The organism is Caldalkalibacillus uzonensis (genome assembly GCF_030814135.1).
GTDB lineage: Bacteria > Bacillota > Bacilli > Caldalkalibacillales > Caldalkalibacillaceae > Caldalkalibacillus > Caldalkalibacillus uzonensis.
In genome coordinates, this window is sequence record NZ_JAUSUQ010000002.1 from 266,773 (window position 1) to 280,528 (window position 13,756).

At 47.1% G+C, this 13,756-nt stretch carries 11 protein-coding genes; 4 read left to right on the top strand and 7 right to left on the bottom strand.

Translation table 11 applies throughout. The features are described 5' to 3' along the window. Window positions 1-132: 132 nt before the first annotated feature. Complete coding sequence (locus tag J2S00_RS04150; RefSeq protein ID WP_307335804.1) at window positions 133-717, top strand: MerR family transcriptional regulator; 585 nt, start codon at window positions 133-135, stop codon at window positions 715-717. 133 nt (window positions 718-850) lie between these two features. On the opposite strand, the gene J2S00_RS04155 is transcribed toward J2S00_RS04150, so the two are convergent. From J2S00_RS04155 to J2S00_RS04175, 5 genes are all read right to left on the bottom strand, one after another. After that, entirely contained in the window at window positions 851-2,065 is a 1,215-nt protein-coding gene (locus J2S00_RS04155; RefSeq protein ID WP_307336044.1) for an acyl-CoA dehydrogenase family protein, read from the bottom strand. A gap of 33 nt (window positions 2,066-2,098) precedes the next feature. Beyond that, the gene (locus tag J2S00_RS04160; protein ID WP_307335807.1) at window positions 2,099-3,286 is read right to left on the bottom strand and encodes a CaiB/BaiF CoA transferase family protein; all 1,188 of its coding nucleotides are present in this window, start codon (window positions 3,284-3,286) and stop codon (window positions 2,099-2,101) included. A gap of 306 nt (window positions 3,287-3,592) precedes the next feature. Next, window positions 3,593-3,910, bottom strand: coding sequence for a DUF3870 domain-containing protein (locus tag J2S00_RS04165; protein WP_307335810.1), 318 nt, complete (start codon window positions 3,908-3,910; stop codon window positions 3,593-3,595). 195 nt (window positions 3,911-4,105) lie between these two features. Next, window positions 4,106-5,137: a cytochrome d ubiquinol oxidase subunit II gene (locus J2S00_RS04170; RefSeq protein WP_307335812.1), complete on the bottom strand. Its 1,032-nt coding sequence runs from the start codon at window positions 5,135-5,137 to the stop codon at window positions 4,106-4,108. A 37-nt stretch (window positions 5,138-5,174) separates the two neighbouring features. Next, on the bottom strand, window positions 5,175-6,497 hold the full coding sequence (locus J2S00_RS04175; RefSeq protein WP_307335815.1) for a cytochrome ubiquinol oxidase subunit I: 1,323 nt from the start codon (window positions 6,495-6,497) through the stop codon (window positions 5,175-5,177). A gap of 194 nt (window positions 6,498-6,691) precedes the next feature. Between J2S00_RS04175 and J2S00_RS04180 the strand changes: the two genes are divergently transcribed. Further along, a complete protein-coding gene (locus J2S00_RS04180; RefSeq protein WP_370875827.1) occupies window positions 6,692-7,684 on the top strand; it encodes a GntG family PLP-dependent aldolase in 993 nt (330 codons plus the stop codon). Between the two features lie 44 nt (window positions 7,685-7,728). On the opposite strand, the gene ggt is transcribed toward J2S00_RS04180, so the two are convergent. Further along, window positions 7,729-9,435 carry a gamma-glutamyltransferase gene (ggt, locus tag J2S00_RS04185; protein WP_370875828.1) on the bottom strand — a complete coding sequence of 569 codons (1,707 nt, stop codon included), beginning with the start codon at window positions 9,433-9,435 and terminating at the stop codon, window positions 7,729-7,731. 242 nt (window positions 9,436-9,677) lie between these two features. Then, complete coding sequence (asd, locus tag J2S00_RS04190; RefSeq protein WP_370875822.1) at window positions 9,678-10,517, bottom strand: archaetidylserine decarboxylase; 840 nt, start codon at window positions 10,515-10,517, stop codon at window positions 9,678-9,680. A 241-nt stretch (window positions 10,518-10,758) separates the two neighbouring features. On the opposite strand from asd, the gene J2S00_RS04195 reads away from it, so the two are divergent. Both J2S00_RS04195 and J2S00_RS04200 read left to right on the top strand, forming a co-directional pair. Further along, window positions 10,759-12,372, top strand: a complete 1,614-nt coding sequence (locus tag J2S00_RS04195; protein WP_307335823.1) for a Na/Pi cotransporter family protein — start codon at window positions 10,759-10,761, stop codon at window positions 12,370-12,372. Window positions 12,373-12,506: 134 nt separating this feature from the next. After that, window positions 12,507-13,754 (top strand): YheC/YheD family endospore coat-associated protein, encoded by a 1,248-nt coding sequence (locus tag J2S00_RS04200; RefSeq protein WP_307335826.1) that lies wholly within the window; start codon window positions 12,507-12,509, stop codon window positions 13,752-13,754. Window positions 13,755-13,756 lie beyond the last annotated feature (2 nt).

The window sequence follows — 13,756 nt, forward strand, 5'->3', positions numbered from 1 at the left end:
GTTGTCGAATACAGGCACAAAAAACATGAGAACCACTTCTTTTGCTGAATTGGCACTACCTTTGTCAAGCAGGCAGGGACTTGCCTTTTTCCCTCGAATATAAAACACAAAATATCACGAGGGGGAATGGGCATGGGCAAAGCTTTGAAAACGAAAGAAGTGGCCAAAAGGTTAGGTGTCAGCTCCCGTACAATCCAACGCTGGGTACGCAACTTCAATCTGCCTTATCAAACCAATGCACGGGGACATTACACTTTTGAAGAACAGCATATTAAACTACTGCAACAGATCAGGGATCAACTGCATGCCGGGGTGCCTCTGGAAAAAGTAGCACCTACAGAAAAATCAAATGAAGGCGGGGCAGGAAGCAACCTGTCAGTCACTGACCCCACCTCGCCCAAACAGGACACAGAACCAAACCAAACCGCTGCAACTTCTCTCTATGATTCCTCTGTGAAACAGGCTCTAACCAAAGTTGAAGCTCAGCTTGAAAACTTGGAAAAAAGTATTTCCACTAAAGCTGACGAAGTCGTTTATGAGCAAATGATCATCCACCGCCGGGAACTGGACCGCCTGACAGCTACCGTTTCTCAGTTGGAATACAAACTGGATGAACTTGAACACAAGATCACAGAACTTAAAGCCTTATTGCAAGTCAAGGAGGAACATCAACCTAAAAAAAGATTTTCTTTCTTTTCTTTTGCCAGACAGGCTTAAAATGCACATGGGTCTGACAACCACAGCCAACCCAATCACTATTTTAGTAGATAAGAACCGTCTCCCGGGGGCAAGCCCAACACGAAAAAGGCAGTCCCAGACCGACTGCCTTTTTCTAGTGCCCAACGTGCATTTAATGCTCCACCAAATCTTTTTCTTCTTCAAACGGCCAGGCGGGCAACATTTTTCTGAGCGGTTTGTCCTGACGGTAGCCCAACACATAGTCGGCTTGCATCAAAGTATGGATTTCCCGTGTTCCTTCATAGATGACCGGTGCTTTGGCATTGCGCAAGTGCCGCTCCACCGGATATTCGTTGGAATAACCGTAAGCCCCATGAATCTGCACCGCATCGTTGGCCGCTTCGAAAGCAAAATCACACGCTTTCCACTTGGCCAGGGATGTTTCACGGGTGTTGCGGATACCTTGGTTTTTAAGCCAGCCGGCTTTATACACCAGCAACCTGGCCATTTGTAGTTTGGCTTCCATATTGGCAATCATCTGCTTAACAAGTTGATGCTGGCCAATCTCTTTCCCAAACGTTTTGCGTTCATGGCAATATTGTACGCTGGCTTCCAGGCAAGCCATGATCAAGCCGCAGGCCCCAGCTGCCACGGAGAACCGTCCGTTATCCAGAGCAGACATGGCGATTTTAAATCCTTCTCCTTCTTCGCCCAACAAATTCTCCTTGGGTACTTTGATGTTGTCAAAAAAGATCTCCCCTGTGTTACCGGCACGAATACCCAGCTTGCCTTTAATCGCTTTGGAGGAGAAGCCGGGCATGGTCCGCTCCACAATAAAGGCTGAGATTCCCTTATGACCTTTGCTTTTGTCTGTGTAGGCAAAAACGATAAAATGATCGGCCATATCACACAAGGAAATCCATGTTTTTTGGCCATTGAGAATGTAATAGTCTCCTTCTTTTACCGCTGTAGAGTTCATGGCCTTCACGTCAGAACCGGCGTTGGGTTCAGTTAAGCCGAAAGCTCCAATTTTTTCTCCTTTGGCCTGCGGCACAAGATATTTCTGTTTTTGTTCTTCATTTCCCCATTGTAACAAGGTCATGCTGTTCAAAGCCGTATGCACTGACACGGCCGTGCGGAAGGCGGTATCCCCGCGCTCAAGCTCTTCACATACAATAGCAAGCGAATTGTAATCCATGCCGCTTCCACCGTATTTTTCCGGAATGCAGACTCCCATCAGATTCAGCTCACCCAACCGCTTTAAAATGTTGGGATCAAACTTTCCTTGCTCATCCCACTCTTTGATGTAAGGCATAATTTCCTTGTCCACAAACTGGCGGACCATTTTGCGCAACATGTCTTGTTCTTCAGTAAAAGCAAAATTCATCATGATTTAACCCCTCCTAAAGTTTTGATCAGATTATAAAATGCCTTTTTCTTTTAAGGCTTCAATCCCTTTGGCATCCATCCCCAGTTCTCTCAATACTTCCTCCGTATGTTCGCCCACCAGCGGCGGCGGATAACGAAACTGAACCGGGGTGCGGGACAGCTTTAACGGACTGCCTACCACACGTATCTCACCGGCAGTCGGATGTTCTATGGGAACGACCATCTGACGCGCCGCCACCTGAGGATCATTAAACACTTCAGCCATGTTGTTGATCGGTCCGCAGGGAATGCCATGCTGATTGAATAGATCTTGCCATTCGGCTGACGTTTTCAGTTTAAACACTGCAGAGAGAAGATCCGCAAGCTCATAGCGGTGCTCCACCCGCTGATCGTTAGTAGCAAAACGTTGATCATCAGCCCATTCTTCTTTATCAATCAGCCTGCACAGTTTCTTAAATTGCCTGTCATTGCCCACGGCCAACACCATCTCCCCATCTTTGGTGGGGAAAGTTTGGTAAGGCACTATATTGGGATGATGATTGCCCAGTAACTTAGGCAACTGGCCGGAAATTAAATAGTTGCTGGCTACGTTGACCAGGGCACTGATGGCAGCGTCAAACAGGGCCAGATCAAGACTTTGCCCTTCTCCGGACTGTTCCCTTTCGTACAGGGCAGCCGTGATGCCGATCACCGCATACAATCCGGTCATAACGTCCGTAATGGCCACTCCCACTTTCAGTGGTCCCGATTCCTCACTGCCTGTGATGCTCATCAGTCCGCTCATAGCCTGGATAATGTAATCATAGCCGGCCAATGCTTTATATGGCCCCGCTCTGCCAAATCCTGTGATCGAGCAGTAGATAAGGCGGGGGTTCAGTTTTTTCAAATCCTCATAGCCCAATTGCCATTTTTCCATGGTGCCATGCTTGAAGTTATGAATAAGGACATCACTTTGCCGGACCAGTTGTTTCAAGACAGCCTTCCCCTCTTCTGTTTTCAGATTAAGGGTCAGCGCCTTTTTGTTGCGGTTGGTACACAGGTAGTAAGCACTCTCCCCAGCTTTAAATGGGGGACCCCAGGCACGGGTATCATCGCTTCCGCCGGGTGCTTCCACTTTAATCACTTCCGCTCCCAAATCACCTAATATCATGGTGCTGAACGGACCAGCCAATACCCGGCTTAAATCCAGCACACGCACACCGCTTAATGCACCTCTCATCTACTCACCTCCGCTATGTTAATCTATGAGCAAATCAGTTTCTAAAAGAACACAAAAAGCCAGTTATCCCCCTTTATCTGCTGGCCTAAAAGGGGTGATAACCGGCTCCTTAGTCTGGGAAAACAATCCGGGCGGTGGATTGCAACCAAACTTTCGCCTTGTATTCTGTTACGTTATTTTGACGGAGAAGATGGCTAGCCTGTTGTGTTTCTGTTTTTAATTTATACTGTTTTACACTCATTGTCAACAGATAATTCGTACTTTTTGTTCATTTTCTCAGATCAGTATCCAGGAACTTGCACCACATCAGATCCGCTCCCGATAGTGAAGATACTGACGGTGCAAGTCCTTCACCGCTGCGATGAGAGCTTGCTGTGCTTTGCCGTGGTAATAGGTCTGTATTCTCGTTACCAACTCCTCCACACCGTCTTGCAGACTACACCCGCGCAACAGCCGTCCCAAATATTCTTGGGCATGTTCCGTAGCTAAAGTGCAAGACGCATCGACAATGACACCGTATTTTTCCTCAATCTCCGCTGTGATGGTCAATGTTTCATACACGCTCTTCGCTGCCATCCCTTGGGGCAGCTTGGCGTGTCCAGCTAATAGAATAATTTTGGCCATCATGCATAGCTCCTTTGTGTCACTTTTTTTGCCTATATTATATTTTAGCTGTTTATCTTGTATATGTCTTTGGTTTGCCAGACAGGAGCCGAACAGACATAAACAACGCTACATTTAACAAGGTCCAGACAATCACAAACAATCCCAACACTCCCTTATAACGGATATTATTTGTACTCTTTTTATCGGCATCTTTTATTCCTGCTTTAAATAGCCAGTGTCTTTTAAAAACATTTTCCAAAAGTAGACAAAACCAGGTGTTAAGATCAGAAAGCCGATGATAAAAGACAAGAATAGAGCGCGAAACGTATTGGGATGGGTAAAGCCCGATTCCAGAGTGACCACCGGATAAACGAGATAGGGTAAATGAGCCATTCCGTAGGTAGCACTGGCCAGTAAAAATTGCACCGCCGTACTGATCACCGCCAGTCGCGGACGTCCTAGGAGGGAAGATTCTTTAGTATGGGGCAAAAACAGTGCCCCATAGCCAATCACAAAGAAAAGCAGCGACAGGATCAACAAGATACCATTAGCTTCCAAATTGGCATAAAACCACTCAGCCTCCCGCCTGACAGCTCCCACAATAGAAAGGGCGGCCAGCACCAAGACCGGTCCAAGAAATAGAGCATTGCGGCGGAAGATGCGATATGCTTCTTTCTCTCCTGCTTCGTTGGCGTAATCACTTAAAAATAAGGCTGACAAATACAAGGAGCTGACCACAGCCAAGAAACTAAAGGCATAGGTACGGGTACTGGTCAACAACGCTCTGAAATCGAGGCGCTCCAGTCCCTCCACCACCTCAATCAATCCCCCTTGGGCAATGGGTAATACAAGAACCAGAATCGCTGGGATCAGCAATCCTGTCACCCCGGATGTCACCGTTAACAATGCTTTATATTTCTGGACGGAATGGGCAAAAACCAGAAAAGCGCTGCGCACCAAAAGCAAAAGCAAGACCAGGCTGCCTGGGATCAACAGCACGGTGCCCAGCGTAAACGTAGCCCCTGGAAAAAAGCTGAACAACGCCACAACGATCAAGACCACAAACACATTGGTCACTTCCCAGGAAGGGGACAGAAAACGGTTGACCATTGTGGTCGCTCTATTCCTTTTGCGCTTCATGTAAAACATGGCCCAAAATCCGGCACCAAAATCGATTGCAGCTGCAACGGCGTAAATCATGACAAAAATCCAAAGCATGGTAATTGCCAATAAGGCATCAGTCATTTTATTCTTCCTCTCTGACAAAGAATGACCTTGTCTATTAAACGGGGATTTCTTCGGCCAACGGGTGACGTTTGAAGTAGAAATAAAGAACAAGGACAGTAATAATCCCCAACACCACATACAAACCAGTAAACAAAACAAAGAGCGGCGCAATATGACCGGCGGTGGTCGCCGCATCAGCTGTAGACAGGACCCGGTAGATGGCCCACGGTTGCCGACCTATGCAGGCAAAAATCCAACCTAGTTCAATAGCGAGCATGGCTAGTGGGCCACTGACAACAAAACAGCTCATCATCCACTTGGGAAAGACGTCCCGTTTGAGAATATGCCGCCAAATAAAACCGATAATAGAAAGAACAATCAGCAGCATGCCGATACCCACCATTCCATTAAACAAAACCCGAACAAATAATGGTGGCCAATACTCCTTTGGAAAGTCATTCAGCCCTCTCACTACCTCATCGAAGGAATATCCCGCTAAAAAACTAAGTAAGCCTGGAATTTCGATGGCGTACTTTACCTCTTGTGTTTCCGGATCAGTCCACCCGCCAATTTTTAGTGGAGCATGGCTTCTGGTTTCAAACAATCCTTCAGCTGCAGCCAGCTTCTCAGGATTGTAGTGATGGAGATGAATGGCTGATTCATGACCAGTGACAGCAGAGAAAATGGAAAAGAGACCACCTATAATCAACCCCAGCATTAAAGCTTTGCGGTAATAAACAAAATGGGAACTGCCAGGTGATGCTTTTAACATTTTAAAGGCAGCCACCGACGCAAGCATAAAAGCCCCGGTCATGTAGGCGGTGACCAATACATGAGAAGCAGCCACGATAAAGTTGGGATTAAAGAAAGCCGCCCACGGGTCAACGTCTACAATTTGTCCCTCCACGATTCTGAACCCCACCGGCGTATTTTGAAAAGCGTGGGCATTAGTAATCAGCACAGCTGAAGCTGCTGCACCAAAGGCCACCAGACTGACACTGACAATCCGCATCAAAGGTGACAAACGGTCAGCCGCATAAACATAAATAGATAAGAACAGTGCTTCAATAAAGAAAGCAAATATTTCTATTTGAAAGGGAAGCGGAACCACTTCCCCAATAATTTTCATATAACCGGGCCACAGTAAGGAGAGTTGAACACCGGCTATGGTACCTGAAGGGATAGCAACGGCCAGCAAAATGGCAAACCCTTTAATCCACCGCTTGGCCATCACAGCATAATCTTTATCCTTAGTTTTCTGATACAAGATTTCAGCTGACAGAATCATTAAGGGCAAGGCCACACCCATAGTGGCAAAAATAATATGAAAGGCCATTGTCGTTCCAAATAATGCACGGGTGAGCAAGATTTCGTCCATCACATTTCCACCTCAGGCCAATTAGATTTAACATGCTTCCTTATTTTGTTAGATTTCCCATCTTTCTATACACAGACTTGAAACTGACAGACATTTACTAATAAAATAAATAATATGTGTACTTATCTGATCTTAGGAGGGGAGTTACCTTGATCGACCTGCGCAGTGATACGGTCACTAAACCAACTGAAGCCATGCGCAAAGCGATGCTTGAAGCTGAAGTGGGGGATGATGTCTATCGTGAGGACCCTACCGTTAATCGTTTAGAGGAGCTGGCCGCAGAAATCCTGGGCAAAGAGGCGGCTTTGTTTGTCACCAGTGGTACCCAGGGCAATCAGATTGCTGTTTTGACATATACCCGTCCCGGGGACGAGGTGATTTTAGAGGCTGAATCCCATATCTTTTATTATGAAGCCGGGGCAGTCAGTGCTTTGGCGGGGGTACAAACACGAACCTTAAGTGGACCCAAAGGACAAATGCCCATCGAAGCGATTCGCGAAGCTATTCGCGGCAATGATATTCACCTTCCCCGGACAGCTATGATTGGACTGGAAAATACCCATAACAGAGCTGGAGGAGCGGTGCTGCCCCTGCACTATATGAAACAAGTTTATCAATTAGCCCAGGCACACCAAATACCCGTTCATTTGGACGGGGCCCGCTTATGGAATGCTGCTGTTGCCCTTGGTGTGGATGTTAAAGCCATTACTCAGTATACCGACACCGTCCAAGTCTGTCTGTCCAAAGGGTTAAGTGCGCCGGTGGGATCTATTCTTGCTGGACCAAAACCTTGGATTGAAGAAGCACGTAAATGGCGCAAACGTTTGGGCGGAGGCATGCGCCAAGCCGGTGTGATCGCCGCTCCGGGAATTATCGCCCTGACTGACATGATGAACCGGTTGGCAGATGATCACCGCCGCGCCAAAGCATTAGCCACTGGTCTTGCCCAGATTAAGGGGTTAAACGTGGACCCGGACAGTGTAGAAACCAATATCGTCATGGTTGATGTCTCCCCTTGGGGTGTATCTGCCCAACATGTACTGGCTCTCTTGAAAGAAAGACATCACATTTTTGGCAACGCTTTCGGACCGTTTCTGATTCGCCTGATGACCCACCGCCATATTAGTGATCAAGATATTGAAAAAACAGTTGATGCTTTCCTACAAATCAGCCGCAACGTCAAATAGTCGTTTCGTTTCAAAACATAGATCATTTTTAATGGACCAAGAGACTATTTTCGCTTGCCTTTTCCCGGTTTGGAAATACCGATGGCTGATCCTTCTCTGCGTGAGTCAGCTACGCCGTAATACAGGCCTTGTTCATGATCAATGAAAATACTTTGGACATTGCCTATGGAACTGGGATTAGTCTCTAAACGATGTCCCCATTCAATTAAGGCATTGCGGACCTCTTCGGGCATGCCTTCCTCCCATCGCGTGGCAGAGGTATGATTGTTATAGATGCGGGGTTCTGCTATTGCTTTTCTTAAGCCCATATCATAGTCAAAAACATTGAGAAACACTTGTAAAACAGAAGCAATAATTGTCGGCCCCCCTGGCGAACCCAATGTTAAGACCGGTTTGCCATCCTTGAACACTATCGTCGGGGTCATGCTGCTTAACGGCCGCTTATGGGGCTGAACCTCGTTGGCACCTCCTGGCCGGGCATCGAAGTCGGTTAACTCGTTATTCAACATAAAGCCGTAACCTGGTACCATGATACCTGTTCCGAAAATCTGTTCAATGGTACTCGTATAGGACACCACGTTTCCCCAGCGGTCAGCCACCGTAAAATGTGTTGTTTCCCCTATTATCCTGTCCTCTTCCTGGTCAACTACAGCATAGCTTGGTTCAGCTTCCTCATAAGCCCAGGGATCTCCGGGCTGGACGTCAGGATTGACGCTCCCCATCTCAATTACTTCTTGACGCTCTTTAATATAGTCCGGATGGAGCAACCCGCGCATGGGAACTTCCACAAATTCGGGGTCCCCGGCATAGGCGGCCCGGTCTGCATAAGCCAGGCGCATCACTTCAGAGAGAAGATGATACTTTTCTACCGAACGGGGATCATATTGACCAATGTCAAACCCTTCAAGGAGCTTTATCATTTGCAATAAAAACAGGCCTCCTGAACTTGGCGGGGGCATGCTGGCAATTTGCAAGCCCTTGTATTCCCCGTATACCGGCTGATCGATCGTCACATCATAGCTTTTTAAGTCATCAATTGTCATACTTCCCCCAAATGCTTGGACGGTTTCGGCAATGGCCTCCCCGATCTCTCCATCGTAAAAGATGGCCGCTCCATGTTTACGAATGAGTTTCAACGTATGAGCCAGATCACGCTGAATGAGCCAATCCCCTTCTTGTAAAGGCTCACCATCAGGCAAGAAAACATCTTTAGCTGCAGTGCGGGACAACTTCTCCTTGTTTTCCTCAATGGCAAGTGCCAGTTGACGGTCCACTTCAAAGCCCTTTTCGGCCAAACGGATGGACGGGGTGATGAGTTGCTCCAATGACCGGCTTCCCCATTTTTCCAATGCCGTTTCCAGTCCTTTTAAGGTTCCCGGAACTCCGACGGCGTTCCCATGGGTCGATCTGACGGCAAACGGAATGATCCTTCCGTTTTCATCCAGAAACATATAAGGGGTAGCCCCCGCCGGCGCTCTCTCCCGACTGTTAACGATGGTAACTTCTTGTGAACCCGCATCATACACCATCATAAATCCGCCGCCCCCGATTCCAGACATCATGGGCTCCACAACATTGAGGGCAAACTGGATGGCCACAGCGGCATCGATGGCATTACCGCCTCTTTCTAAGATATCGGCTCCAACTTGGGAGGCCAAAGGGTGGGAAGTGGATACCATGCCATGGGTTCCTGTGGCCTCAGCTCCTTCCTTTTTGGACCAGGCAGCCGTTTCTTTGGCCACCGGGACCATGGTGATTAAAGTTAGCATCAGCAGAACAGCAACGTATTTCCCCCACAGGCCAGTTTTCATTATCTCTCCTCCTTGCCAAAGTTTGAAATAATTACAATTATTAAAAAAATATTCAAACGAATGGCGAGATAGAAGAGACAGATGATCCTGTTTTTTTAGGAACTAAGTATCAATTGATTCCATTGTCAAATTTCTTTTCATAAAAAAGAATGCCCCCATAACAAAGGGCACCCTTCCCTTTTCTATAGTAAGTCTTTATACATAACCATACGGCCGACCGGCTCGCCCATTTTGACCCGGTCCCCCTCCGTCAATCCATGTATAAACTGGAACGATTCCTCCCTAATGAGCAACACTACCGTCGAACCAAATTCAAAATAGGCCAGTTCATCACCTTTTTCTACCCGTTTGGACTGCAACCGTTCACTCCACTGGATACTGGCTACATTCATGGCCCCCACTTTGACGATGGCCACCTCAGTATACTCGTTTTGCAGGTAGGTAATCAGCCGCCGGTTGCGGCTCAACACCCGTTTCATATGCTGCATGCCAAAACGGTTGACAGGATACACTTTCCCTTTAATCGAGCGGGTGTGAATAATTTCACCGCTAATGGGGGCATGGATGCGGTGATAATCGGTCGGACTCAGATAAAGAACCAGATAATAGCCGTTACGATATTTTTTTTCCCGCTCAGTATCCTGCAGCATCTCAGCCAAAGTATAACGCTGGCCTTTCACGTTCAGGATAGTGCCTTCTCTGATCTCTCCAATTCCCGTCACTATCGCATCCACAGGACTGACCACCGTATCTGGTTCAGGATGAATGGGGCGCACCCCCTCTTTTAAACGCCGGGTAAAAAAAGCATTTAAGTGGGGATATTCCTCAGGCCGTTTCTCTGCTTCTTCCACATTGATACGGTACACTTTAATAAAATGGGGGATCCAGCGTTTGCTCCACTTCGATTTGGCCAGACGACCGGCCAGATAAGATATGGATCTGCGGGATGAAAGCTGGGTCAACAAACGGAAAATCGTTTTCATGAGCGTTCCTTTCTCTCCAGTGATGTCTAACTTTAACATATTTCTACGTATCTTATTTTAGCATGTCTCTATGCAAAGATAAGTACCAAAATCGCTGTCAGAGAGAAGATTACGCTAACATAAGCCTGAGCCGCCATGACGTAAACGCTTACAAAATCTTAACATTTTCTTAACATCTTCTTAACAATTTCTTAACACTAAACCTGTACGCTACACTCGGTAACCACAAATCATTTCTAGAATATTAACCATCACATCGTCTTGAGGGGGCCAATCTAGGATGAACTGGCAAGAAATGATTTTTTATTTCATCGGCGGACTGGGCATTTTTCTGTTTGGCATTAAATTTATGTCTGACGGTCTGCAAAAAACGGCCGGCGATAAAATGAGAGGCTTACTGGCCAAATATACCTCCAATCCGGTGATGGGAGTACTGGTAGGTATCGTAGTCACCATTCTGTTGCAAACATCAACCGGAACAACCGTGATGTCCATTGGTCTGGTTAATGCCGGTTTAATGACCTTAAAACAGGCCATTGGCGTCATTATGGGCGCCAACATCGGCACCACCATGACGGCCTTTATTATCGGGATCAAAATTGAAAAATACGCCTTGCCCATTATAGCTGTTGGCGCTTTCTTCCTCTTTTTTGTGCGCAAAAAAAATTATCAATATATAGGACAAGTTATTTTTGGCTTTGGCATGCTTTTTTTGGGCCTGCGCACGATGGGTGAAGGTTTGAAGCCACTCAGGGAATTGCCTGTTTTCGTTGATTTAACCGTTGAGCTTTCACACAATCCCGTGCTGGGTGTGCTGGTCGGCACGGTGTTCACCATGATTGTCCAAAGTTCCAGCGCCACCATCGGTATATTGCAAACCATCGCGGATGAAGGCATGATTGAGCTCAGAGCAGCCCTTCCCGTCTTATTTGGTGACAACATCGGAACCACTATCACGGCTGTCCTGGCTGCCATCGGAGCCAGCATTGCCGCGAAACGTGCAGCGCTGGTGCACGTCACCTTTAACATCATTGGTACCATTATCTTTGTCATTGCCCTGCCATTGGTTTACAATCTGGTGCTATGGTTAGGCTCTGACGTTAATATTCGAATGCAAATTGCCTATGCTCACGGCTTGTTCAACGTGACCAATACCCTCATCTTCTTACCATTTGTATCACTCCTGGCTTTATTAGTCAGCAAGATCATCCCGGGTCAAATGGAGGAGCTGGAATTTAAGCCCAAATACCTGGATTCCCGTTTGTTAGCCACTCCTTCTGTGGCCTTGGGACAGGCTCAGCATGAAATTTTACGCATGGGCAGCTACGCCAGGGAGACCCTTGCCGATGCTGTCAACTATTTCTTTAAAAAAGATGAGAAAGTAAGGAACTTGGCCTTGCAAAAGGAAGAACTGGTCAATGAGCTGGACCGAAAAATCACGGAATACATGGTCAAAATTCAGCAAAATGCATTAAACGCCAAAGAATCGGGGAAAGCATCAATCTTAATGCAAACCATCAATGACCTGGAACGCATTGGCGACCATGCTGAAAACATTGTGGAATTGGCTGAGTATACCATTGCCAACAAAGTGGAATTTTCCAAGGAAGCACTGGGAGAACTGGAGCAGATGATCAATCTGACGGATGAGACCATTGCCCAGGCTTTACAAGCTTTGGAACACGATGATCATCAAGCAGCTAAAAAAGTACTGGAAAACGAACGGGAACTGGATCAGATGGAGCGACGCTTCCGTAAAAACCATATTGCCCGCTTGAACAACAACCTGTGTAACGGAAACGCTGGAGCTGTGTTTTTGGATATTTTGAGTAACCTGGAACGCATTGGCGACCACTCAAAAAACATTGCCCAATATGTCTTATATGGTGAATAAAAACGGACCCCCCGGCCTGCCTGTGGCTGGGGGCTCTTTTTGTCTCCCACAGCCCAACCTTTCTCAAAGTTTCACCCCGTCTCTTGCCCTTTCATAATCTATACTATCCAGCAGGCGATGAGAGGAAGAGTGTCATGGAGCACTTACGAATCACGAGTGATCATCAAGTACAACCTCACTCTGTCTTTAACAAACTTGACCGTGCCAGCGGCATGAGCAGCCTGCCTGTTGTCAGTGATGCCCATATCCTTCCCGTCAGTGAGCCACCTTCCTCTCAGATTCTTCAATCCCAGCCTGTGCTGGCCGTCCTCGTCAGTTCGACCGTCAAAACCGAGCCGCCCTTTGGAGAAATGAATCTGTTCTTTCAAGAAGTCATTTACTTTGCAGAAAGACGCCGCATGATGGCCTATATTGTGACCTTGCAGGATTTAGCCCCACTCTCTCTGCCCATATTGGGCTGGACATACCACAATGGCAAATGGCACAGGCGGTATTTTCCTGTTCCAGATGTGGTGTATAATCGCATTCCGTCACGAAAAATAGAGCGAAGCAGCATGTATCAACGATTGAAACAGGAACTGGAGGAACGAAACATCCCCCTTTTTAATCAAACCTTTTTAAATAAATGGACCGTCCATCACCATTTATCTAAGGTGGACCAACTTAAACCTTTTTTACCGGAAACCCATCGTTTTGATGGCAAAGCATCATTAGCCATGATGTTATCAAAATATCCCACCGTTTTTCTAAAGCCTGTTCATGGTTCCTTAGGCCGGGGGATCTACAAAATCAAACGGCTGCGGACCGGTTTCACGTCGGAATACAGCACCCTTAACGGGGAAATCGTTAAATCCTTTCCCCGCTTTAAAACGCTTGTTATTTACCTGAGCAAGCGCATTAACAAACACCATTATATGATTCAGGAAGGCATTCCTATCCTTCATGTAGAGGGGCGCCCGGTCGATTTCAGGGCCTTGATGCAAAAAAACGGCCAGGGCCAATGGTCAGTCACGTCCATGGTGGCACGAATCGGATCCGCAAATCGTTTTGTCTCCAATATCTCCCGGGGAGGGGAAGTAGCCAAAGTATTGGAGACACTCCGTAAATGCCAGATTCCCCAAGTCAAAGAAACGCGGCGCAACCTGACCGCCCTTGCCAAACGGGTCTGCCAGGTGATCGATCAAACTCAGGATGGTCACTTCGGTGAGCTGGGTGTGGATCTGGCCCTGACACATACCGGACGCATCTATATTCTAGAAGTCAATTCCAAACCGTCAAAAACCGATAACACCTTACCGGACAAAGGCCTTAAGAGTAAAGGACGCCCTTCCGTGCATCGTTTACTTGACTATACCCTTTTTCTCATCATGTCCAAAAAATGAGG